Here is a 24,374-nt window from a genome sequence, read left to right as displayed (position 1 = left end):
AAGCCAATGTTTATACGGTGTTTTAATGTTTTACTTAAAAAGAATTCTATTCAATCACATCATTCATCTTTTCCCATAAATCGTTATCAAAATTAGACAAGGCAAAATTTACGTTTTCTGCTGCTTCTCCCATTCTAATTATTACTATTTTTTTACTGGGAACAACATATATTTTCTGGTCATTTTTACCCAAAGCACAAAAAAGATCTGCCGGAGCATTTGGTATTAATTCTCCATTAAATTGAGCCTGACTTTGTGGTAAATGATAATTCGGTTTTCCGTTTAGCCACCAAAAATAACCATACGAATTATTAATGTTTTGAGACGTATTTGTGGCTTCATTTATGAAGTTTTCAGAAACAATTTGTGTATTTTCCCATTTTCCGTTGGCAGAAATTAGCAATCCAAAACGCGCCATAGATCTTGTTGTACTCCAATAAACATTTAAACTTCCTATATCTGTCCAAACGCCATTCATGCCAATTTTATCTCGTAATTTGGTGTTGAAGTAGTTTGTCCAAGTTGTATTGCTTGCTTTTGCAACAACCTCTTGCATTTTTACATACACATTATGATATGCCCAACGTGTGCCCGCATCAGCAACGTATTTTAAGTTATCAGCAGAAACATCATCACCTAAAGAATCATCTAAACCAGCAGTCATAGAGAGTAGGTTTTTGCAGGTAATTAAGTTTTCTTTTTCCAAAGTAGCGCTTGTCCAACCAGTTCCTAAATAATCAGAAACTTTATCATGTATATTTAAAAGATTTTCGTCTTGTGCAATTCCGGAAAGGGTAGAAGTTAATGTTTTGCCAGCACTTGCCCAATACCAATTAGAAGTAGAGGTGTGATTGTTAAAATATTCTTCTATCACAATTTTTCCGTTGTAAAGTACTATAAAACTTTTGGTGTTTTTTTCTGATAAAAAAGTTTTTAAATCTTCAATTTTGTTCAGGTTCCACTGTAAATCTTCAGGAGTAATTGTTTCCCAAGTATTGGTTGTTATAGAGGGAAAGTAGATTTTTTCTGTTGGCTCTACTACTATAATTTCTTCTTCATTATCTTTTTTTGAACAAAAAGAAAATATTAAGAAAAATAAAAGTAATAACGAATATACTTTGGATGAATTCATTGATAAGATATTTGTAATGTTAGACCCCATTTTTCACAAAAAGTTTAAAAAATTCTATTTGAAAATCAATTGTTTAAAGTAAAAATACAATAAAAAAAATATCAGTAAAGAAATTGATAGAATAATAATGAAAAGGTTATTTTTGCACTCGTTTTGATTTTATTAAATTGAAACATACATTAATCAAGATTTACAGCCATAAGCGAATTCGCTAAAGGCGAAAAGCTATAAATATGCGTACAAAAACCATCAAAAAAAATAAGATTAACGTTGTTACTTTAGGATGTTCTAAAAATATTTACGACAGTGAAGTGTTAATGGGACAATTAAAAGCCAATGGTAAAAATGTGGTACATGAAGATCCTGAAGATGATGGTAACATTGTTGTCATAAACACCTGTGGATTTATAGGAAAAGCCAAAGAAGAATCTATTGATACTATTTTGCATTATGCACAACGTAAAGAAGCTGGTGAAATTGACAAAGTTTTTGTTTCTGGTTGTTTAAGTGAACGTTATAAGCCAGATTTAGAAAATGAAATTCCGAATGTAGATCAGTATTTTGGTACACATGATTTGCCTAATTTATTAAAAGTTTTAGAAGCAGATTACAAGCACGAGTTAATAGGAGAACGCTTAACAACTACGCCAAAACATTATGCATATTTAAAAATTGCAGAAGGTTGCGACAGACCTTGTTCTTTTTGTGCCATACCTTTAATGAGAGGTAAACATATTTCTACGCCTATTGAAGATATTGTAACAGAAGCTACTAAATTAGCAGAAAAAGGCATTAAAGAAATCATGTTAATTGCACAAGATTTAACCTATTATGGATTAGATATTTATAAAAAACGCGCATTAGCTCAATTATTAGAAGCCTTAGCAAAAGTAGAAGGAATAGAATGGATTAGAATGCATTATGCTTTTCCTACAGGTTTTCCGATGGATGTTTTAGATGTAATGAAACGTGAGCCAAAAGTGTGTAATTATTTAGATATTCCGTTGCAGCACATTAATACTGAGTTGTTAAAATCTATGAAACGAGGTACAACACACGAAAAAACAACAGCATTAATTCATAAGTTTAGAGAAGCAGTTCCAGAAATGGCCATTAGAACTACGTTAATTGTGGGTTATCCAGGAGAAACAGAAGAAATGTTTCAAGAATTAAAAGATTGGGTAGAAGAAATGCGTTTTGAACGTTTGGGTGCATTTGAGTATTCTCATGAAGAAAATACTGGCGCGTATGTTTTAGAAGATGATGTTCCTGCGGATGTTAAATTTAAACGTGTAAATGAAATTATGGAAGTTCAATCTCAAATTTCTTGGGAATTGAATCAACAAAAAATAGGAAAAACGTTTACATGTTTGTTTGATAGAAAAGATGGAGAATATTTCTATGGAAGAACAGAATCTGATTCACCAGACGTAGATAATGATGTTTTGGTAGATGCAAAAGAACATTATATAAAAATAGGAGAATTTATAGAGGTAGAAATTCATGAAGCTGGAGATTATGATTTGTATGGAACTCCGGTAAAAAAATAATAAGCATAAAATTTTAAATTGATAGAAATACGGCAATCGCCGTATTTTTTTTGTTTCATTTTTACGTTAATATTATACCTTATTAACCAAAAACATAAAATTATGAAACTTAAAAAATTAGTATTGGGAATTACATTATTATTTTCTTGTATTGTTTTAGCACAAGAAAAAGGAGATTTTTCAGGCTTTGTAGGTGTAACGTATCCGCTTGTTTCTGGCTCAGATATTGGGGCAAATGCAGGTGTAGTGTATCTATTTACAGAAGCTTTGGCAGCAGCACCTAGCTTTTCTTATTATTTTACACCAAGCGGTTTTACTTCAACAGCTATAAATCTTGATGCACGTTATTATTTAGGTGGAGATGAAAGTTTAAAGTATTTTGGATTGGCTGGAGTTTCTTTTTTATCAACAAAAGTAACCGGTTTTGGCGCCGTAAGCGATACCGGTTTTAATGTTGGTGGAGGATTAATTTATGAGCTAGGCGAAAGTTTTGGTTTACTTGCACAAGTAAAATATGGCTCTGGTGGTGCTGGCGCAGTAGAACCAATGGTAGGGATTCATTTTAATTTTTAAAAAGGACTTATAAAAAAACATAATAAATCTTCATAATTTAAAAACCGAAACAATTAAGTTTCGGTTTTTAAATTAAAATAGTAATTCAATACAAATTTAACTAGTTATTTGCTTTTCTTTTGTTTTGCTTGTTGCGCTTGTTGTTCTTGCGCTTGCTTCATTGCAGTGTCAATTCTTTGTCTGAATTTACTTTTTGCTTTTTCTGGTTTCTTTTTGTTTTCTTCTATTTGTGCATGAATTTTATCTTCATCAATCACATAATTTTTAATAACCAACATTATTGCAATGGTTAATAAGTTAGAAATAAAGTAATACAAACTTAAACTACTTGCATAGTTGTTGAAGAAAAATAACATCATAATAGGAGAGAAGTAAATCATATACTTCATCATTTTTCCCATATCTGGCATTCCTTCTTGCGTTGGTGGCTGCATATTTGCTTGTTGACTTTGGTTCATTTTCATATAAAAGAAAATGGCAACAGAAGCCAAAATTGGAAATAAACTTACATGATCTCCATAAAAAGGAATTTTAAAAGGCAATGTAAATATAGTATCATAAGAAGATAAATCTGGCGCCCATAAAAAACTTTCTTGTCTTAATGCAATGTTTGTTGGAAAAAATTTAAACAATGCAAAGAAAACAGGCATTTGTAATAAAGCAGGTATACAACCAGACATCATGCTAACTCCAGCTTTTCGCTGAATTGCCATGGTTTCTTGCTGGCGCTTCATTGCATTTTCTTTTCCTGGATATTTATCATTTAAAGCAGTTAATTCAGGTCTAATAACCTTCATTTTTGCACTAGATAAATAAGATTTATACACTAACGGAGACATGATAATTCTAACAACAATGGTCATTAAAATAATAATTAATCCGTAGTTAGATAAAAATCCTTTTAAGAAATTAAAAACAGGATAAAAAACAGTTCTGTTTAAGAAACCGAATATTCCCCAACCTAAATCTGCCGTTTCGTCTAAATCTGTTTCTTTAAAGGTTTTTAATAAATTATAATCACTTGGTCCGTAAAACCATTTCATATTATAATTTAATTCTCCGTTTGCTAAAGCTAAAGGTGTTTTTAACTCAAATTTCTTGGTATATATACTATCAATTTCTTCATTCTTCACTAAATCTGTAGCAGCAATGGTAGCGTTGTCAAAAGGAGTATCTGTTAATAAAATAGATGAAAAGAATTGTTGTTTATAAGAAACCCAATCAACCTTATTTACAATATCAGACTTACCAGCATTTATATAATCTACATCACCATCTGCTTTGTAATAGTAATGCGTATACATGGTGTTTTCGGTTTTTAGACTTTTTTCATGTCTATAACCGTCTAAAGTCCAATCTAAATTAATAGGGTTAGAAGAATTGATAATGTTGTTATAACCTTGCGATTTAACAGTAAAACCAACCATATAGTTATTTGGTTTAATTTCATATCTATATTCTAAGTATTTTGTTTCAGAAGCTTTTAATTTCATAGACAATACTTGGTTTTCCCCATTCTTAGTTAAGGTTGGTTCAAAAAGTAAATCTGTGGTGTTTAAAATGCGGTTGTCTGTTGTTCCAAAATTAATGTTAAAAGAAGAGTTCTTGTCTTTTATCATATATAAAGGTAAAGAATCATGCGTTTTATAATTCTTAATTAAGGCTTCAATAATTTGACCTCCTTTATTATCAATAGTTAATTTTACTAAATTATTTTCTAAAACAGAAACGCCTTCTTTACCGTGCATTGCACTATAACCAAGAATGCCTAATTTATTGGTAAAAGCAACTTGTTTTAGTGAATCATTAGCAAAATCTGGAGTTGCAGTTTTAATAGCATTAGCTGTGTTTATGTTTTTTGTAGAGTCTACAACTATTTCATTTGTAGCTGTATCTGAGATTACTTCATCTGGTTTATTGGTGTTCATCCAGTATAATAGAAGTCCTCCTAATAAAATCATTCCAATAAAAGTATTGTAATCGAATTTTTTTTGTTCCATGTTTGTTAAATGTCAATTTGTCATAATATCAAGAATAATCCTTGATAAAAAAGCGACAAATGTAGTTAAAAAGCAGTTTTAATATTGATTTTACCGCGATTAATATAATAGCTTATACTAGTTCAAATAGTATTCCGCTTTCATTCTTGATTATTAAACTTTTAATTTTGAATATTTCAGTGCTGCTTTTATAAAATCTACAAACAATGGATGTGGTTTTAGCACGGTACTTTTATATTCTGGGTGATATTGTACACCTACAAACCATGGGTGCGAAGAAACTTCTACAACTTCTACCAATCCTGTTTTTGGGTTAAAACCTGTTGCTTTCATTCCTGCGCTTTCAATTTGCGCTAAATAATCATTATTAAATTCAAAACGGTGTCTGTGACGTTCGCTTATCAATTCAGAATTGTATGCTTTAAACACTTTAGAACCTTTTTTTAGTTCACAATCCCAAGCTCCCAAACGCATGGTACCACCTTTATCGGTAACATTTTTTTGACTTTCCATTAAATTAATAACCGGATTTTTAGTGCTTTTGTTCATTTCAGTAGAACTGGCATTTTCTAAATTTAGCACATTTCTTGCAAATTCAATAACAGCCATTTGCATACCTAAACAAATTCCGAAAAAAGGAATGTTGTTTTCTCTAGCATATTTTACAGCTCTAATTTTACCTTCAATTCCTCTATCTCCAAAACCAGGAGCTACCAATATACCATGAACACCTAATAGTTTTTTCTCAGCATTTTTAGGAGTTAAACTTTCTGAATGTACCCAACGTACTTTTACTTTTGTTTCATGCGTAGAACCTGCATGAATAAAAGCTTCTGTAATAGATTTATAAGAATCTTGTAGTTCTATATATTTACCAATTAAAGCAATTTCTACTTCGTGTTTTGGGTTTTTATGTTTTTGTAAGAAGTTGTTCCAAACTTTTAATTCAGGTTCTCCCTTAGAAGAAAGTTTTAATTTATTTAAAACAACAGTATCTAAACCTTGTTCTAACATTAAATTAGGAACATCATAAATAGTTTCTGCATCTATAGATTGTATAACGTCTTCTTTTTTAACATTACAGAACAATGCTAATTTACGTTTAATATCATCTGAAATTTCATGTTCTGTTCTACACACTAAAATATCTGGGCTTACACCACTTTGCATTAACATTTTTACAGAATGCTGTGTAGGTTTTGTTTTTAATTCACCTGCCGCTGCTAAAAAAGGTACCAATGTTAAATGAATAACAATTGCGTTTTCATTTCCTTTTTCCCATAACATTTGACGCACAGACTCTACATAAGGCAAAGATTCTATATCACCAACGGTGCCGCCTATTTCTGTAATTACAATATCATAATCACCAGTTTCACCTAAAATTTGAATTCTACGTTTAATTTCATCAGTAATATGCGGAATTACTTGAACCGTTTTTCCTAAAAACTCTCCTTTACGCTCCTTATTAATTACAGATTGATAAATTCTACCTGTAGTTACATTGTTCGCTTGACTAGTAGGAATGTTTAAATAACGCTCATAATGCCCTAAATCTAAATCGGTTTCGGCACCATCATCCGTAACATAACATTCTCCATGCTCGTATGGGTTTAATGTTCCTGGGTCTATATTAATGTATGGGTCTAGTTTTTGGATGGTTACAGAAAACCCTCTTTCTTGTAGTAATTTAGCTAAAGATGCCGCTATTATTCCCTTTCCTAGTGATGAAGTTACGCCTCCTGTTACAAAAACGTATTTAGTATTGTGCATGGTGTTTTTAGGTTTGCGCAAAAGTACTAATACTAGATTTTATTGCAAATAAAAAAAGTATAAAATAATTAAAAAATGTTTACTTTTGCCTTCGGTTAAAATATTTTCATTTTTTTTATAAATAGTATTTGCTATAAATAAAAACAGTTGTATATTTGCCCACGCTTTTAACGAGGTAAAAATTGTTAAAAAAAACAAAATAATAAAGAAGACATTTAAAAATACAGAATAATGCCAAAAAGAACGTACCAACCATCAAAGAGAAAGAGAAGAAACAAACACGGTTTCATGGAAAGAATGGCTTCTGCTAATGGAAGAAAAGTGTTGGCTAGAAGAAGAGCTAAAGGAAGAAAGAAAGTTTCTGTATCTTCAGAATCAAGACATAAAAGATAATGATTAACATTTTGTTAATAATTAAGGTGTTACTAATTTTTAGTAACACCTTTTTTTATATCTAAGTCCCAATTATTATTACAAACTCATAAAATACAACAAGTTACAATGCCAAAAAGAAAAGACCTCAAATCAGTTTTAATTATCGGATCTGGACCAATTGTTATTGGACAAGCATGTGAATTTGACTATTCTGGTTCACAATCCTTACGTTCTTTAAGAGAAGATGGAATAGAAACGATATTAATCAATTCTAATCCTGCAACAATTATGACAGACCCTTCTATGGCTGATCATATTTATCTGTTGCCTTTAACAACAAAATCAATCATTCAAATTTTAAAAGAACATCCGCAAATTGATGCTGTTTTACCAACAATGGGTGGGCAAACTGCATTAAATCTTTGTATTGAAGCAGATGACAAAGGAATTTGGGAAGATTTTAATGTAAAATTAATTGGTGTAGATATAGATGCCATTAATATAACAGAAGATAGAGAACAATTTAGAGAGTTAATGATAAAGATTGATGTGCCTATGGCGCCTCAAGCAACAGCTACTTCTTTCTTAAAAGGAAAAGAAATTGCTCAAGAATTTGGTTTTCCATTAGTAATTCGTTCTTCATATACTTTAGGTGGCGCTGGTGCTTCTATAGTATATGATCCAAAAGATTTTGACGAATTATTAAGCAGAGGTTTAGAAGCATCACCTATACATGAAGTGATGATTGATAAAGCGATGATGGGCTGGAAAGAATACGAATTAGAATTATTACGTGATAAAAATGACAATGTGGTTATTATTTGTTCTATCGAAAATATGGATCCGATGGGAATTCATACCGGAGATTCTTTAACTGTAGCACCTGCCATGACACTTTCTGATACTACTTTTCAGAAAATGCGTGATATGGCAATTCACATGATGCGTTCTATTGGAGATTTTGAAGGCGGTTGTAATGTGCAGTTTGCAGTTTCGCCAGACGAAAAAGAAGATATTATTGCCATTGAAATTAATCCACGTGTTTCTCGTTCATCCGCGTTAGCGTCTAAAGCAACAGGATATCCTATTGCAAAAGTTGCTACTAAATTAGCCATTGGTTATACCTTAGATGAATTAGAAAACGGAATTACAAAATCTACATCAGCTTTATTTGAGCCAACTTTAGATTATGTAATTGTAAAAATACCGCGTTGGAATTTTGATAAATTTGAAGGTTCAGACAGAACTTTAGGTTTGCAAATGAAGTCTGTTGGCGAGGTAATGGGTATTGGACGTTCTTTTCAAGAAGCATTACACAAAGCAACGCAATCATTAGAAATTAAAAGAAATGGTTTAGGTGCAGATGGAAAAGGCTACACTAATTATAACCAAATTATAGATAAATTAACCAATGCAAGTTGGGACCGTGTTTTTGCTATTTACGATGCAATTGCTATCGGAATTCCTCTAAGTCAGATTCATGATATCACAAAAATTGACATGTGGTATTTAAAGCAATATGAAGAGTTATTTCAACTTCAAAAAGAAATTTCTAAATATACCATAGAAACTATTCAAAGAGATTTGTTGTTAGAAGCAAAGCAAAAAGGATATGGAGATAGACAAATAGCACACATGCTAGATTGTTTAGAAAGTCAAGTATACACTAAGAGAGAAGAATTAAAAGTACAACGTGTTTTTAAATTAGTAGATACTTGTGCCGCAGAATTTAAGGCAAAAACTCCTTATTATTATTCAACTTTCGAAAACGAAATTGAAACTGCAGACGGGCAAATTACAATTGCAAACGAAAGTATTGTAACTGATAAAAAGAAAATAATTGTTTTAGGTTCTGGACCCAATAGAATTGGTCAAGGAATTGAGTTTGACTACTGTTGTGTACATGGTGTATTAGCCGCTGCAGAATGTGGTTACGAAACTATTATGATTAACTGTAATCCAGAAACGGTTTCTACAGATTTTGACACCGCAGATAAATTATACTTTGAACCCGTTTTTTGGGAACATATTTATGATATTATTCGTCATGAAAAACCAGAAGGAGTTATAGTACAATTAGGTGGGCAAACGGCTTTAAAGTTAGCAGAGAAGTTAACTAAATACGGAATTAAAATTATTGGAACTTCTTTTGAAGCGCTAGATATCGCAGAAGATAGAGGAAGATTTTCAACAATGTTAAAAGATAATAAAATTCCTTTTCCAGAATATGGTATCGCAGAAACTGCGGATGAAGCTTTAACTTTAGCAGACAAATTAGATTTTCCTATCTTGGTAAGACCTTCTTATGTACTAGGAGGACAAGGAATGAAAATTGTTATCAATAAAGAAGAATTGGTAAAACATGTAGTTGATTTATTAGGTAGAATGCCTGGTAATAAATTGTTGTTAGATCATTACTTAGATGGTGCTATTGAAGCAGAAGCAGATGCAATTTGTGATGCTGATGGTAATGTTTACATTATTGGTATTATGGAGCATATTGAGCCTTGTGGAATTCATTCTGGAGATTCTAACGCAACGTTACCAGCTTTTAATTTAGGTGAATTTGTATTGCAACAGATTAAAGATCACACACATACCATTGCAACAGAACTAAAAACTGTTGGTTTGATAAATATTCAGTTTGCAATTAAAGATGATATTGTTTATATTATTGAAGCAAACCCAAGAGCCTCTAGAACTGTGCCTTTTATAGCAAAAGCGTACAAAGAACCGTATGTAAATTATGCAACCAAAGTAATGTTGGGTCATAATAAAGTAACAGATTTTAATTTTAATCCTAAGTTAGATGGTTTTGCCATTAAACAACCTGTATTTTCTTTTAATAAATTTCCTAATGTAGATAAGAAACTAGGACCAGAAATGAAATCTACTGGAGAAAGTATTTTATTTATTGATAGTTTAAAAGACGATGAGTTTTACGATTTATATTCTAGACGTAAAATGTATTTGAATAAATAAAAAGTTTCTTTTTAAATATTAAAAAAGCATCCAATTCTATAAATGAATTGGATGCTTTTTTATGAAATTGAATTAAATAATTAAGTTTTTTATATACGTAAAAGTGATGTTATTAGTCAAATAGGAAATAGGAAAAACAACTTTATTTATCAGTTAAGTTAATTTTAGAATTACTTTCTTCTAGTAAATGAATAAAATCGTCTACTTTAAATACTTTACTATTAAAGCGAGACGTTCTATGTTTACCTTCACTCTGTCTAGTTATACTTCTAGCATAACGTCTTATTTCATCTTTAGAAGTTAAGATAAGACCAGGTATCGGAGCGCTTTTTCCGTTTTCATCTTTGGCAACCATGGTAAAATAAGAAGAGTTGCAATGTTTGGTTTTGCCAGTTCTAATATTTTCAGAATCTACACGCAAACCAACTACCATAGAGGTTCTACCTGTAAAATTTACAGAGGCTTTTAAGGTAACTAATTCTCCTACCTCAATTGGGCTTAAAAAATCTACCTTATTTACGGAAGCGGTAACACAATAATTACCAGAATGTTTAGAGGCACAAGCAAATGCAATTTGATCCATAAGGTTTAAAATATGACCTCCATGAATTTTTCCACTGAAATTTGAGTGCGATGGTAACATAAGTTGGGTAATTGTAACTTGAGATTCGGCACTATGTTTGTAATTCTTATCTGTTTTATCCATGGCTCAAAAATACAAATATAATTTTTTATATGGCGTTTTTGAAGTAAATTTGAAGCGTAAAAAAAAATTATGAACTATATTTTATTTGATGGTGATGTAAGAAAGTCGCTATTTCCCTTTACCTACACAAAACCAGTTGCAGATATAAGAATTGGAATTTTAACCATTAGAGAGAAATGGGAAAAATATTTAGGGCTAACAACTACTACAATTACTGAAGAATATTTAGAAGAAAAGTATCCAATGGTAGAATTGGAAGAGAACATTTTAATCAATGCTTCTTTTTGTCCGACAAAGAGTTTGGTAGAGAAAGTGAAAAAATTAGCTAAAAACGAAGCTATTTTTAAAGGAGAAGATGTTATCGCTTTTTTTACCACAGATTCTCAAGAAGCCGTAAATTTTGATGACTATACAGCAATTGAGTTTGATGAAGATATTATTCAAATAAAAAATACCTGGGATATTTTTTCACTTAATGAGAAAGCTATTCAAGAAGATTTCGATTTAATAACAGAAGGAAGAACTTCGCAACCAATACCTGAAGGAACAAGGTTTAAAAATAAAGAAAATATCTTTATAGAAGAAGGAGCGGCCATTACTTTTGCAACTTTAAATGCGTCTACAGGACCAATTTATATTGGTAAAGATGCAGAAATTATGGAAAACTCTGCAATTAGAGGTCCTTTTGGAATGTGCAATCATGCCGTAGTAAAAATGGGCTCAAAAATTTCTGGAGGTACAACTTTAGGTCCATATTGTAAAGTAGGAGGAGAAATAAATAACTCCGTTTTAATGGGCTATACTAGTAAAGGTCACGATGGTTATTTGGGGAATTCAGTCTTAGGAGAATGGTGTAATTTAGGCGCTGATACTAATAATTCTAATCTAAAAAATAATTATGCAGAAGTAAAATTATGGGATTATGAATCTGGAAGGTTTGCAAAAACAGGACTCCAATTTTGTGGTTTAATGATGGGAGATCATTCTAAATGTGGTATTAATACCATGTTTAATACAGGTACAGTTGTTGGTGTAAGTGCAAACATTTATGGTAGCGGATTTCCTAGAAATTTTATTCCTTCATTTAGTTGGGGTGGCGCTTCTGGGTTTACAACTTATAATTTACCCAAAGTATTTGAAGTAGCCACTGTTGTAATGAAACGAAAAAAATTAGAGTTAGATGAGAAAGATAAAAATATTTTAACTCATGTTTTTGAGCTCACTAAAGAGTACAGAAATTAATACTAATTGTAGTGATAAATTTATAAACATCAGACCTATTTGTCTTAAATCAGATAGGTCTGATGCATTTATAATTGAAGATGCTTTGTTGTTTTCAAATTAAATTTTTATCAGATTTTGACCTGTGTTTCGAAAATTTTTATTTTCTATCTAGAAAATCTTGAAATGCATTTTGAGTAATTGCTTTTCCTAAAGAATCTAATTTTATAGATGCTGTTCCTGTTTCTAAGATAGGTTTGTTGTTCATAAAATCAAATACAAAAACACCGTTTTTAGAAAGGATACCAAAACCTTTGTTAAAAATGTAATGCGCATATTGTTCATCAGAATTATTGAACATGTTTTTGCTGAAAACAAACTCAGAAGTATCTCCTTTTAAAAGATTTAATAGCGTGTAAGAAAAATCTACTTGACTTCCTATATTGTCAATTTTAATACCTGTTTTATGCAAAGCACCACCTAACCAAAGCATTGGTATTTTAAATTTCTTTGGAGAATTAAAGACTCCTTTATGTTCTGGAAAACGATGCCCATGATCTGACATAATAACAATTAAGGTGTTTTTATACCAAGATTGTTTCTTTGCATTTTCTATAAAATCACCAAGAACTTTATCTGTATAGGCATGCGCACTTCTAAATTTGTTTTCTTCAGTATCTTTACCAAATTTGTAGTCACCTAAAATTTCATAAGGTTCATGGCTAGTAAGCGTTAAGGCTATTTTAAAAAAGGGTTGGTGTTTTTCTTCGTTAATATCTTTTGCAAATCGATCCATAAAAATATGATCATGTGCGCCCCATTTAGAGTTCCAATCTTTTTTATCAAAATCATTACCATCTACAAAATGCTTGATACCTGCATTTCTTAAATAGGTATTCATATTTCCAAAATTTAAATCACCACCATAATGAAAAGAAGTTTTGTAGCCCAATTCTTCCATTTTTTTTGGCAACATGGGCAAGCTTCTTGTTTTGTTAGGCATTTTCATAATGCTTACCGTAGGTTGCGGATAATAACCACTTAAAATAGCAGGAATTCCTTTGTCGGTTCTATCGCCATTTGCATAAAAATTGGTAAATAATATTCCTTCTTTAGAAAGTCTGTTTAGGTTTTCTGTAACCGTTGGTTCACCACCTAGAGCTCCAACAGCTTTTCCTGATAAACTTTCCCAAATAATTAAAATTACATTGGGTTTTTGAGTGTTTAAAATGCTATCTGTATTAGATGTTAAAAGTTGATTTCTTCTTTTATTAATAATACTTTTAGCGGTTTCATTATTAAAATTTTGATACGGATTTTTACCATTCGATCTGTGATTTAAAACATTAAAAAAGTTCCAAATAAAATTATTGGCCGCGTGGTTTGCAAACATTTTATCAGAAAAATACACATTACTTTGGTTGATGGGAATGGTTTGTAAGCCACCTCTAACAGGAATAATTAAAGCTGCGGTAATCAGTAAAAAAACAGGAGCTTGCCACCAATTTCCTTTAACAACTTTGTTGCTGTATTTGTTGATGGTTCTCTTAAATAATTGAATGAAAACATAGGTGATAAAAATCCAAAAAAGCCCACCACTAATTAACTGAAAAGTAGAAACAGAAGCAATCATAACTTCTGGCGTATTTAAATAGGTAAGTAATGTTGTATCTAAACGAACGCCCCAAGCTTGGTACAAACCGGCATCAATAATTAGTAATAAATTAAGGAAAATTAAAAGTATAATCGAATACCATTTTATAAGAAAACTTATTTTTTTTGGTTGAATAAAAACTGAAAAAATAATGATTAAAAAAGGAATGAAAGACAAATAAGCAGCAAAAGAAATATCTAGTCGCAATCCATATAAAAAGGATTTTAAAATGGTTGTGAATTTCAGTTCTTTTGTTTTATCAACATAAAAAAGGAGAAAGAATGTTCTAGCAAAAATAAAATAACCAATCCATAATAGAAAATAAGAAATGTTTAGTAAAAGTCTGTTTTTAAGTGATTTCATTAATAATATTATTGTTGATTTTCATTAATTAAAATAACAAAAAACAAATTTTTTTATCGCAAATTTAGGAAAAAGAATAGATTTTTATATTCGTTAATTAGTGGTAGTTCTGTACTTATTCTGTTACTTTTAATCGTGCTTTTGCGGTGATAGATGTGTTTGCATACTCGTTATTTAAATATTTTAAATATCCTGTGATGGCAATCATCGCTGCATTGTCTGTTGTGTATTCAAATTTTGGAATGTAAGTGGTCCATCCAAAATGCTTTTCTGCCAATTGTAATCTTTTTCTAATTTCAGAATTAGCAGAAACGCCACCAGCTATAGCAATCTGTTTTATGCCTGTTGTTTTTACAGCGTTTTTCAGTTTTTCCATCAAAATTTCTACAATTGTATATTGTATAGAAGCACAAATATCATGTAAATTTTCTTCAATAAAATTAGGATTAATTCGTTGTTGTTTTTGAATAAAATATAAAATACCCGTTTTTAATCCACTAAAACTAAAATCTAAATCGCCCACTTTAGGTTTGGTAAACGGATACGCTTTTGGGTTGCCTAATTTTGCATATTTATCAATTAAAGGTCCGCCAGGATATGGTAAACCCAGAATTTTTGCCGATTTATCAAAAGCTTCTCCAACGGCATCATCAATAGTTTCGCCCAAAATTTCCATTTTAAAATGATTGCTAACTTTAACAATTTGTGTATGACCACCACTAATGGTTAAACAAATAAAAGGAAAACTTGGAATTTTACTTCCTTCTTCTTCAATAAAATGCGCTAAAATATGTGCTTGCATATGGTTAACATCAATCAACGGAATTTGTAATCCCAAAGCCAAAGATTTGGCAAATGAAGTTCCTACCAATAAAGAACCCATTAAACCCGGACCTCGGGTAAACGCAATGGCAGATAGGTTTTCTTTTGTAATATTAGCTTGTGCTATTGCTTGTTGCACAACTGGTACAATGTTTTGTTGATGCGCTCTTGATGCCAATTCAGGAACAACGCCACCATATTTAGAGTGGACATCTTGGTTGGCTACCACATTGCTTAATACTTTAGCGTTGCAAATTACAGCAGCACTTGTATCATCACAAGAAGATTCTATTGCTAATATATAAGTAGGTTTTTCCATGAAGATTTTGTTAATAAAAAGCAAAATTAAGTATATTTTTATAGTAGCAGTCTTTTTTTAAGAATAGAAATTAAAATCTTTCTTAAAATTGACCGTTCTTTGTACTAATTGGCAATATTTTTGATTGCTATTAAGTAATTGTATACTACTTTAAAAAATAGAAAATCATCAAAAAGATAGGTAAAATAATAGGAAAATGGCTCGGGTATTTATTGCTCTTTTTCTTGTTGATAAGTATTTTGCTTTCGCTGCCTTATGTACAAACCCAATTAGGAAGTTTTCTTACGGAAAAAATTAATGAAGATTATAAGGTAAATATTACTGTTAAAAAAGTAGATTTATCTCTTTTAGGAAAGGTAAATTTAAAAGATATAGAAATTAGAGATCATCATAAAGACACTTTAATTTTTGCAAAAACACTAAGTACTTCACTTTTAAATGCAAAAAAAGTACTTGAAAATCAGGTAAATTTAGGTAGTATTTCTCTTGATGGCGTTCATTTTTTTATGAAAAAGTATAAAGATGAAGAAGATGATAATTTGGCTGTTTTTATTGAAAGCTTTAATAATAAAGAAAAAGATTCTTTAGCAAATCCTTTTATTTTACAAAGTTCTAATGTGTATGTAAATAATTTAAATTATAAATTAATCAACCTCAATAAAAAAGATTCGCTTCAGTTTTCTGCAAGTAATACGGGTGGTAATTTACAAGATTTATCTATTGTTGGGCCAGATTTTTCTACAAAAATTAGAGGCCTGTATTTTGTAGATAATAGAGGTTTAGAAGTTACAAACCTTACTACAGATTTTACATACACAAAAACCGCAATGTTTTTTAAAAATGCAAGATTAAAAACTCAGAATTCAGACATTTTTGCGGACATAGATTTTTCTTATGCAAGAAAGGATTTGGCAGATTTTAATAACAAAGTTACCATAAATGGAGATTTTGTTAAAAGTTCTTTATCAATTATAGATTTAAAAAGATATTATAATGAATTAAGTGGTGATGATAAGATTCGGTTTTCTGGTAAATTAAAAGGAAAATTGAATAATTTTGGTTTGCAAAATTTTCAATTATCTTCTAAAAAAGGACTTAAAGTAAATGGCGATTTGTATTTTGTAAATGCCGTAAACTCCGAAAGAGGTTTTATTTTTGAAGGAGATTTAAATAATTTAACAGCTACTTATAAGGAGTTAAAAAATGTGTTGCCAAACGTTTTAGGAAAAACACTACCATCTGAGTTTGATAAACTAGGTAAATTTGTGTTGTTAGGGCATGTAAAAGTTACGCCTCAACAAATGAGTGCTATGGTAAATGTTCATTCAGAAATTGGGTCTACAGTTTCTGATCTTCAAATAACCAATATAAACAATATTGATTTTGCTAAATATAATGGGCAAATAGAATTAACAGATTTTGATATTGGTTTATTTTTTAACGATCCTTTGTTTGGAAAAATATCTTTAAAAGGAGATGTAAACGGAAGCGGATTTCGATTAGATAATATTAGTACTTCTTTTATAGGAAACGTTTTTGAGCTAAATTTTAAACAATATCCATATAAAAATATTGCGGCAAATGGGCAATATCAAAATAACAAATTTGATGGAGAACTAACAATAGATGATCCTAATTTTAAAATGAAATTTAATGGTTTGGCAGATTTATCTTCCGCTGTGCATGAATTCGATTTTAAATCTGATATTAGTTATTTAAATTTAAAAGAAACAAATCTATTTACTAGAGATAGTATTGCTGTTTTAAAAGGAAATATAGCTTTAGATATTCAAGGAAATACCTTTGATGATATTACCGGTAAAGCAACCTTTAAAAATGTTTTATATACCAATCAAAAAGAAGAGTATGTTTTTAAAGAATTTAATGTAGCGTCTTCTATTAAAGATAGTATTAAAACAATAGATGTTACTTCTAAAGACATTGCAAGCGGTTCTCTTACAGGGAAATTTTCATTTTCAGAATTATTACCAGTTGCCCAAAATGCGCTAGGTAGTATTTATACCAATTATAATCCGTATAAAGTTGCTCCTAACCAATTTCTAGACTTTAATTTTACTATTTACAATCAAATTGTAACCGTATTTTTTCCTGATATTTCTATAGATGACAACACGAAAATAAAAGGGAAAATAAATGCTGATAAAGATTTGTTTAAAGTTACTATTTCATCGCCTAAAATAGAGATAAATAGTAATGAAATAAAGGATGTTTTATTGCGGACAGACAATCAGAATCCGTTGTATAACTCGCATTTAACAGCTTCAGAAGTAAACACAAAGTATTATCAAGTCTCTAAATTAAATTTATTAAACAGAACCCAAAATGATACACTGTTTTTTAAATCTGTTTTTACTGGAGGTATTAAAAAAAATGAAGAATTTAACCTCGATTTCTTTTATACATTTAACCCAGAAGGAAAGTCTGTTGTAGGTTTCGAAAAATCATCATTTCAATTTAAAGAAAACATTTGGAATATTGATCCAGATAAAAAGAACCCAGACAAAATTACCTTCGATTTAAAAACCAATGATTTTAATTTTAGCCAGTTTAAATTGGTTTCTAAAGAACAAAAAATTGAATTTAATGGTACTGTAATAGGAACGGATGAAAAGGCATTGTTTGCAGATTTTACCAAAGTAAAACTACAAAGTTTTTTGCCCAATATAGATAGTTTGGCTTTAAAAGGATTGCTTTCTGGAAATGTAGAATTTGTTCAAAAAAGAGGAGTTTATAGTCCGGAAGCTATTTTAGAAATTAAAAATTTTGAAGTAAATAAGTTTAAACAAGGAGATTTATCTTTAAGTGTAAAAGGAGATAATTCTTATGAAAAATATAAGGTAGATTTATCTATCGATAATGAAAAAGTAAAGAGTATAGCTGCAACGGGTACTATAGATTTTGCCTCTAAAAGTCCCATTATAGATTTAGATGTATTTTTAGAAGATTTTAGGTTAAACGCTTTTAGTCCTTTAGGTAAAGATGTTTTGTCATCTATTAGAGGTAGCGCATCTGGAGATTTTACCTTAAGAGGTTTTCTAGGAAATCCTGATATGGAAGGTACTTTGCGTCTTAAAGATGCCGGATTAAAATTTCCGTATTTAAATGTAGATTATGATTTTGAAGGTGAATCTAGTGTAACATTAGATCAACAATCTTTTATATTTGATGATTTTAAAATAAAAGACACAAAACACTTTACAAGAGGTAAATTACAAGGAGATATTACCCATGCCAATTTTAAGCAATGGTTTTTAAATATTGAAATAGAAAGTAAAAACCTACTAGTTTTAGATACTAAAAACACAGAAGAATCTCTGTATTTTGGTACAGCATTTGTAGATGGTTCTATAGATATTTCTGGTCTTACAGACAGATTAACCATTTATGCAAATGCAAAAACACAACCAGGAACAATTTTTGTTGTGCCTTTAAAAGATATAGAAACAGTAGATTCTTATAGGTTAATTCATTTTAAATCTGAAGAAGGTGCCATAAAAGACAGGCAAATTAAAGTTGCAGAAGATGCTTTAAAAGGATTGTCTTTAAATATAGATTTAGAAGTTACAAAAGATGCGACAGCGCAAGTGGTAATTGATGAAGTTAGCGGAAGTCAATTAAAAGGAAATGGTTCAGGAAACCTTAGAATAGAAATAAATACGCGTGGTAAATTTAATATGTTTGGAGATTACACGATTAATAATGGCGTGTATGATTTTAAATATGGTGGTTTTGTAAACAAACCTTTTCTTATTCAAAATGGAGGAACAGTTTCCTGGAATGGTAGTCCGTTTGAAGCCAATTTAGATGTAACTGCTGTTTATAAGGCAAGAGCTAATCCTGGTATATTATTAGATAATTTTAGTTCTAATAGAAATATAGATGTAGATTTAGTAACAAGAATTACCGGTGGTTTATTTACTTCTAAACAAGATTTAGATATTCAATTATCAAATGTAGACCCTACCATTGCAAGTGAGCTAGAGTTTTTGTTAAATGATAACAATGTAAATCAAAAAACAACACAGTTTATTTCTTTATTGGCGTTGGGCACGTTTACCAATCCAGATAAAGTAGATTTTGATGCAAATGCAACGTTAACAAATACGGCATCAAGTGCAATTTCTGCCGCTTTCTCTAACTTATTAAATAGTCCGGATAGTAAGTTTAAATTAGGTTTAGGATATCAACAAGGAAATGATTACAATGTAGATTACCTTAATACAGACAATCAATTTGATGTTTCTGTAAGCACACAACTTAGCGATCGGGTTTTAATTAATGGTAAAGTAGGAGTTCCTGTAGGCACAAAAACACAATCTAGTGTAGTTGGCGAAGTAAAAGTAGAAGTTTTATTAAATAAAGAAGGCAATTTTAGAGGAGTTATTTTTAATCGTCAGAATGAAATTCAGTACTCAACAGAAGAAGAAGGATATACACAAGGTGTTGGGTTATCTTATCAAGTAAATTTTAATAACCTTTCTGGCTTATTTAGAAAAATAGGATTAAAAAAGAAGTTAGAGAAGAAATCTATAAAGAACAAAAAACCTGTAAAAAAAGATAGCGTTGTAAATGAAACCAGAGGTCTCATAAATTTTGAAGGAAATTAGAAAGGCTACATTAAGAAGTAAACATAATAGATTGTAAAATTTACAATGAATGAATCTTGAAAATCATTATAAAAACCTTTACAAAGAATCGGTGCGTAAAATTTCTTCCGATAATTATGAAATTGACAACCTAATAGAGTCTGAGAACGATAACAGATTTGGAATAACACTTTTGGTAAGACCTCCTATTGAAATAAAAGAAAGAATACAGAAATATATTCAAGAAATTAAGAAAATTGAACCAAATCAATATTATTACCCAAATTCAGATATTCATATTACGGTGATGTCTATCATTTCTTGTTATGACGGATTTGATATAAATACAATTGATTTAGCAAAGTATATTGAATTAATAGAAAAATGTCTTGTAGCTAAAAAAGATATAAATATTACTTTGAGAGGAATTACAGCCTCAACTTCTGGAATTATGGTTCAAGGGTTTGTAAAAAATAACGAGTTGAATAGTATTCGAGATGTATTGAGAAAAGAATTTAAAAACTCTAATTTAAAACAAAGTTTAGATAAGAGATATGCCATACAAACAGCTCACTCAACAATTATAAGGTTTAAAACTGCATTAACTCAAAAAGAAAATTTTTTACAAGCTTTAGATAAAACCATTGATTACAATTTTGGACATTTTAAAGTAAATAAATTTGAACTTGTTTACAACGATTGGTACCAAAGAGAGAAATGTGTGAATAAAATTCATGAATTTGGTCTGTAAAATGATGTTGCCTACCATTACACAAATTTAATGAGGTTTTTTTTTTAGTTTGCACAAAGTGCTGTATCTTTTTATTATGATACTTATTTACAAGTAGATAAAGAAAAACATAAAATAAGTATAAGATATGTCTGGGGTTCAGATTTTAACAACTATAAACCTACAGACTAAAACCAATACCAATCATTTTTCGAGTAATGATTTATATCATTTTATACATATTATTAAAGTGTTAATTTTGTCATCGAAAAAATTAACAAAACAATAATAAAATTTACCATATTTTGTACCAAAAACAAACTATTTTTCGAGCTTAGAAAGGACAAATTAGCCTAAAACGATTTCGTAGTTTTTTTGTTTAGAATGCTAGAAAAACAGTAAATTTACATCATAATTATATGAAGAAAATTAATAAAATAGCGGTAATGACTTCTGGGGGCGATGCACCAGGAATGAACGCGGCAATTAGAGCTGTAGTAAGAGCGTGTGCTTATTACAGGGTAGGTTGTTTAGGAATTTATAGAGGGTATGAAGGTTTAATTGAAAACGATCTTGTAGAATTAAATGCAAGAAGTGTTCATAATATTATTAACAAAGGAGGAACAATTTTAAAATCTGCTCGTTCTAAAGAATTTAGAACAAAAGAAGGTAGAAAAAAAGCGTATGAAAATTTAATAGAACATGGAGTAGATGCCATGGTTGTTATTGGTGGAGACGGTTCTTTTACAGGAGCTGTTACTTTTAATGAAGAATTTGGTTTTCCTGTAATTGGAATACCAGGAACCATAGATAATGATATTTTTGGAACTACGCATACTTTGGGCTATGATACAGCTTTAAACACAGCCGTTGAAGCAATAGATAAAATTAGAGACACAGCTTCTTCTCACAATAGATTATTTTTTGTGGAAGTAATGGGGCGTGATGCAGGTTTTATTGCTTTAAACGCAGGAGTAGGAGCAGGTGCTGAAGAAATTTTAATTCCTGAAGAAGATTTAGGATTAGATAGATTACTAGAGTCTCTACAGAAAAGTAGAAGAGCAGGTAAATCTTCTAGTATTGTTGTAGTAGCAGAAGGTGATAAATCTGGTAAAAACGTTTACGAATTAGCAGAATATGTAGAGTCTAACTTGCCAGAATACGACGTAAGAGTTTGTATATTAGGGCACATGCAAAGAGGTGGTTCTCCATCTTGTTTCGATAGAGTTTTGGCTAGTAGATTAGGAGTAAAATCAGTAGAATTATTATTAGATGGTAAAACCAATTTAATGGTAGGTCTAAAAAATAACGAAGTAATTAGTACAAGTATTGCAGAGGCAATAGCGGGTGGTCATACTATAAACCATGAGCTTTTAAGAATTTCTGATATTATAACAACATAAATTAATTAATTAATTAAAAATTAGTAAAAATGATTAAAATAGGAATTAACGGATTTGGAAGAATTGGAAGATTAGCATTCAGATCTACAGTAAATAGAAAAGACGTACAAGTAGTTGGAATAAATGATTTATTAGATGTAGATTATTTAGCTTACATGTTAAAATATGATTCAGTGCACGGAGCATTTGATGGTACTGTTGATGTAAAAGACGGTAAATTAATTGTAAACGGAAACGAAATTAGAATTACAGCAGAAAGAAACCCAGCAGATTTAAAATGGGATGAAATTGGTGCTGAATATGTAATTGAATCTACAGGATTTTTCTTAACAGAAGAAACTGCAGGAAAACACTTAGAAGCAGGAGCTAAAAAAGTAGTATTATCTGCACCTTCTAAAGATCATACACCAATGTTTGTAATGGGTGTTAACAATACAGAATTAAAAGCAGATCAAAAGATTTTTTCTAATGCATCTTGTACTACTAACTGTTTATCTCCTATTGCAAAAGTATTAAATGATAACTGGGGTATTTCAGAAGGTTTAATGACAACTGTACACGCTGCAACAGCAACTCAAAAAACTGTTGATGGTCCTTCTATGAAAGACTGGAGAGGTGGACGTTCTGCTATTGGTAACGTAATTCCTTCTTCTACAGGTGCTGCAAAAGCAGTAGGAAAAGTAATTCCTGCTTTAAACGGAAAATTAACTGGTATGGCATTTAGAATTCCTACTATGGATGTTTCTGTTGTAGATTTAACTGTTAAATTAGAAAAACCAGCAACTTATGATGAAATTTGTGCTGCAATGAAAGCTGCTTCAGAAAGTGGATCAATGAAAGGTGTTTTAGGATATACTGAAGATATGGTAGTTTCTCAAGACTTTGTTGGAGATACTCGTACTTCTATCTTTGATGCTAAAGCTGGTATTGCTTTAAATGATAACTTTGTAAAAGTTGTTTCTTGGTATGATAACGAAATGGGTTATTCAACTAAGATTGTAGACTTAATAGAATACGCTGCTTCTTTATAATATAAAGTAGTTTATACATAAATAATAGACCTGATAGAATTAATTTTCTATCAGGTTTTTTTACCTTGTAAAAAAAAAATAAAGTTAATGAAAGCCGTTTCCTTAAAACAATTAAAAGATGAACTCTCTCATAAATCTGCAAATGAATTACAAGAGTTGTGTTTGCACTTGTCTAAATTTAAGAAAGAGAACAAAGAATTATTAACGTATTTGATGTTTGAATCTCATGATGAAGAACAATATATACAAAGTGTAAAAGATCAAAACGAGATATTATTTTCAGAAATTAATACAAAAAGTTATTTTTACATCAGAAAAAGTGTTCGCAAGATTTTAACGCTAACTAAAAAATTTATTCGTTATTCTAAAAAGAAAGAAACAGAAGTGGCTTTATTATTACATTTTTGTTTTTGTTTAAAAGAGTTTACACCTTCCATAAATAAAAGTCCTAGGTTATTAGCAACTTTTAATAGACAAGTTCTTTTAATAAAAAAAGCAATTGCAACGTTGCATGAAGATTTACAATACGATTATCAATTAGAATTAAATCAATTATTAGGTGATTAAAAAAGAAAGACCAGTTTTATCAAACTTAGTAAATACCGGAACTTCAGAAACGGAGAAATTTCAGAATGAAGTGCTTCGGCCTGTTATAAAAATGCAACATCAATTGGTAATTACTTCGTTTAAAAATTATCTTCAGAAAAGAAAAATTGATTTTTCTGTGTTGCCAGATAAGAAAAAGAGAAGTAAAATTTCGTCTGTTTATAAAACAGATAATAATTATAAAAATTTTATTTTGGGTGTTATCATTGGGCAGTTTTCTATGGATGAATTTGCTTTTTATGGTGATAAATCATCAGAAATTAATAGAAGAATTTTACAAATTACATCGCAAAGAATTAAAGATAGTATTTCTGAAATATAAAAAACCGTTACTCTACAGAGCAACGGTTTTTTTAGCAACCAAAATACCTTCTTGGTGTATCAAATGGTATCAATATCTGATTTTTAATCACTGGTATAGTTTCCCCCGAAACTATTATTGCAAATATACTTATTTTGTTTAATAAGTGATAACCATAATTAAACAAATTTATAGATTTGAAAAAAATAGCTTTACTGTAAAATGA

General features: G+C 30.2%; 17 protein-coding genes. 11 read left to right on the top strand and 6 right to left on the bottom strand.

Annotated features, from left to right (window positions below):
- Positions 1-46 precede the first annotated feature (46 nt).
- A complete protein-coding gene (locus tag ACSHW5_RS00510; protein ID WP_435674140.1) occupies positions 47-1,132 on the bottom strand; it encodes a serine hydrolase in 1,086 nt (361 codons plus the stop codon).
- A 233-nt stretch (positions 1,133-1,365) separates the two neighbouring features.
- On the opposite strand from ACSHW5_RS00510, the gene rimO reads away from it, so the two are divergent.
- Complete coding sequence (gene rimO, locus ACSHW5_RS00505) at positions 1,366-2,682, top strand: 30S ribosomal protein S12 methylthiotransferase RimO (protein WP_435674139.1); 1,317 nt, start codon at positions 1,366-1,368, stop codon at positions 2,680-2,682.
- Between the two features lie 102 nt (positions 2,683-2,784).
- Complete coding sequence (locus ACSHW5_RS00500; protein ID WP_435674138.1) at positions 2,785-3,255, top strand: hypothetical protein; 471 nt, start codon at positions 2,785-2,787, stop codon at positions 3,253-3,255.
- 104 nt (positions 3,256-3,359) lie between these two features.
- Here the strand turns inward: ACSHW5_RS00500 and yidC are convergent, their stop codons facing one another.
- Positions 3,360-5,255, bottom strand: coding sequence for a membrane protein insertase YidC (gene yidC, locus ACSHW5_RS00495; protein ID WP_435674137.1), 1,896 nt, complete (start codon positions 5,253-5,255; stop codon positions 3,360-3,362).
- A 153-nt stretch (positions 5,256-5,408) separates the two neighbouring features.
- Entirely contained in the window at positions 5,409-7,028 is a 1,620-nt protein-coding gene (locus ACSHW5_RS00490) for a CTP synthase (protein ID WP_435674136.1), read from the bottom strand.
- 231 nt (positions 7,029-7,259) lie between these two features.
- Here ACSHW5_RS00490 and rpmH point away from each other — a divergent pair, with 231 nt between their 5' ends.
- Positions 7,260-7,421, top strand: coding sequence for a 50S ribosomal protein L34 (gene rpmH / locus ACSHW5_RS00485; protein ID WP_435674135.1), 162 nt, complete (start codon positions 7,260-7,262; stop codon positions 7,419-7,421).
- A 108-nt stretch (positions 7,422-7,529) separates the two neighbouring features.
- On the top strand, positions 7,530-10,385 hold the full coding sequence (gene carB, locus ACSHW5_RS00480; RefSeq protein WP_435674134.1) for a carbamoyl-phosphate synthase large subunit: 2,856 nt from the start codon (positions 7,530-7,532) through the stop codon (positions 10,383-10,385).
- A 142-nt stretch (positions 10,386-10,527) separates the two neighbouring features.
- Here the strand turns inward: carB and ACSHW5_RS00475 are convergent, their stop codons facing one another.
- The gene (locus ACSHW5_RS00475; protein WP_435674133.1) at positions 10,528-11,091 is read right to left on the bottom strand and encodes an acyl-CoA thioesterase; all 564 of its coding nucleotides are present in this window, start codon (positions 11,089-11,091) and stop codon (positions 10,528-10,530) included.
- Between the two features lie 69 nt (positions 11,092-11,160).
- On the opposite strand from ACSHW5_RS00475, the gene ACSHW5_RS00470 reads away from it, so the two are divergent.
- Entirely contained in the window at positions 11,161-12,333 is a 1,173-nt protein-coding gene (locus ACSHW5_RS00470; RefSeq protein WP_435674132.1) for a GlmU family protein, read from the top strand.
- 139 nt (positions 12,334-12,472) lie between these two features.
- Here the strand turns inward: ACSHW5_RS00470 and ACSHW5_RS00465 are convergent, their stop codons facing one another.
- Positions 12,473-14,329: an LTA synthase family protein gene (locus ACSHW5_RS00465; protein WP_435674131.1), complete on the bottom strand. Its 1,857-nt coding sequence runs from the start codon at positions 14,327-14,329 to the stop codon at positions 12,473-12,475.
- Between the two features lie 115 nt (positions 14,330-14,444).
- Positions 14,445-15,470, bottom strand: a complete 1,026-nt coding sequence (tsaD, locus tag ACSHW5_RS00460; RefSeq protein WP_435674130.1) for a tRNA (adenosine(37)-N6)-threonylcarbamoyltransferase complex transferase subunit TsaD — start codon at positions 15,468-15,470, stop codon at positions 14,445-14,447.
- Positions 15,471-15,697: 227 nt separating this feature from the next.
- Here tsaD and ACSHW5_RS00455 point away from each other — a divergent pair, with 227 nt between their 5' ends.
- The 6 genes from ACSHW5_RS00455 to ACSHW5_RS00430 all read left to right on the top strand — a co-directional run bounded on the left by ACSHW5_RS00455 (position 15,698) and on the right by ACSHW5_RS00430 (position 24,169).
- Entirely contained in the window at positions 15,698-20,098 is a 4,401-nt protein-coding gene (locus ACSHW5_RS00455) for a translocation/assembly module TamB domain-containing protein (RefSeq protein WP_435674129.1), read from the top strand.
- 49 nt (positions 20,099-20,147) lie between these two features.
- The gene (locus ACSHW5_RS00450; protein WP_435674128.1) at positions 20,148-20,828 is read left to right on the top strand and encodes a 2'-5' RNA ligase family protein; all 681 of its coding nucleotides are present in this window, start codon (positions 20,148-20,150) and stop codon (positions 20,826-20,828) included.
- A 398-nt stretch (positions 20,829-21,226) separates the two neighbouring features.
- On the top strand, positions 21,227-22,210 hold the full coding sequence (gene pfkA, locus ACSHW5_RS00445; RefSeq protein ID WP_435674127.1) for a 6-phosphofructokinase: 984 nt from the start codon (positions 21,227-21,229) through the stop codon (positions 22,208-22,210).
- A 29-nt stretch (positions 22,211-22,239) separates the two neighbouring features.
- The gene (gene gap / locus ACSHW5_RS00440; RefSeq protein ID WP_435674126.1) at positions 22,240-23,241 is read left to right on the top strand and encodes a type I glyceraldehyde-3-phosphate dehydrogenase; all 1,002 of its coding nucleotides are present in this window, start codon (positions 22,240-22,242) and stop codon (positions 23,239-23,241) included.
- An 87-nt stretch (positions 23,242-23,328) separates the two neighbouring features.
- Entirely contained in the window at positions 23,329-23,808 is a 480-nt protein-coding gene (locus ACSHW5_RS00435; protein WP_435674125.1) for a hypothetical protein, read from the top strand.
- Entirely contained in the window at positions 23,801-24,169 is a 369-nt protein-coding gene (locus ACSHW5_RS00430) for a glyoxalase (RefSeq protein ID WP_435674124.1), read from the top strand. The genes ACSHW5_RS00435 and ACSHW5_RS00430 overlap by 8 nt, the downstream gene beginning before the upstream one ends.
- Positions 24,170-24,374 lie beyond the last annotated feature (205 nt).

The sequence above is a fragment of the Polaribacter sp. genome, assembly GCF_051251875.1.
GTDB lineage: Bacteria > Bacteroidota > Bacteroidia > Flavobacteriales > Flavobacteriaceae > Polaribacter.
Note: the sequence above shows the minus strand (reverse complement) of the source record. Positions and strands in the feature narration are given on the sequence as shown.

Coding starts and splice junctions, on each gene's coding strand:
- ACSHW5_RS00450 (WP_435674128.1), top strand. CDS start 20,148: ATGAATCTTGAAAATCATTATAAAAACCTTTACAAAGAATCGGTGCGT.
- tsaD (WP_435674130.1), bottom strand. CDS start 15,470: ATGGAAAAACCTACTTATATATTAGCAATAGAATCTTCTTGTGATGAT.
- ACSHW5_RS00475 (WP_435674133.1), bottom strand. CDS start 11,091: ATGGATAAAACAGATAAGAATTACAAACATAGTGCCGAATCTCAAGTT.
- ACSHW5_RS00435 (WP_435674125.1), top strand. CDS start 23,329: ATGAAAGCCGTTTCCTTAAAACAATTAAAAGATGAACTCTCTCATAAA.
- ACSHW5_RS00500 (WP_435674138.1), top strand. CDS start 2,785: ATGAAACTTAAAAAATTAGTATTGGGAATTACATTATTATTTTCTTGT.
- carB (WP_435674134.1), top strand. CDS start 7,530: ATGCCAAAAAGAAAAGACCTCAAATCAGTTTTAATTATCGGATCTGGA.
- ACSHW5_RS00465 (WP_435674131.1), bottom strand. CDS start 14,329: ATGAAATCACTTAAAAACAGACTTTTACTAAACATTTCTTATTTTCTA.
- pfkA (WP_435674127.1), top strand. CDS start 21,227: ATGAAGAAAATTAATAAAATAGCGGTAATGACTTCTGGGGGCGATGCA.
- yidC (WP_435674137.1), bottom strand. CDS start 5,255: ATGGAACAAAAAAAATTCGATTACAATACTTTTATTGGAATGATTTTA.
- ACSHW5_RS00510 (WP_435674140.1), bottom strand. CDS start 1,132: ATGAATTCATCCAAAGTATATTCGTTATTACTTTTATTTTTCTTAATA.
- gap (WP_435674126.1), top strand. CDS start 22,240: ATGATTAAAATAGGAATTAACGGATTTGGAAGAATTGGAAGATTAGCA.
- rimO (WP_435674139.1), top strand. CDS start 1,366: ATGCGTACAAAAACCATCAAAAAAAATAAGATTAACGTTGTTACTTTA.
- ACSHW5_RS00490 (WP_435674136.1), bottom strand. CDS start 7,028: ATGCACAATACTAAATACGTTTTTGTAACAGGAGGCGTAACTTCATCA.
- rpmH (WP_435674135.1), top strand. CDS start 7,260: ATGCCAAAAAGAACGTACCAACCATCAAAGAGAAAGAGAAGAAACAAA.
- ACSHW5_RS00470 (WP_435674132.1), top strand. CDS start 11,161: ATGAACTATATTTTATTTGATGGTGATGTAAGAAAGTCGCTATTTCCC.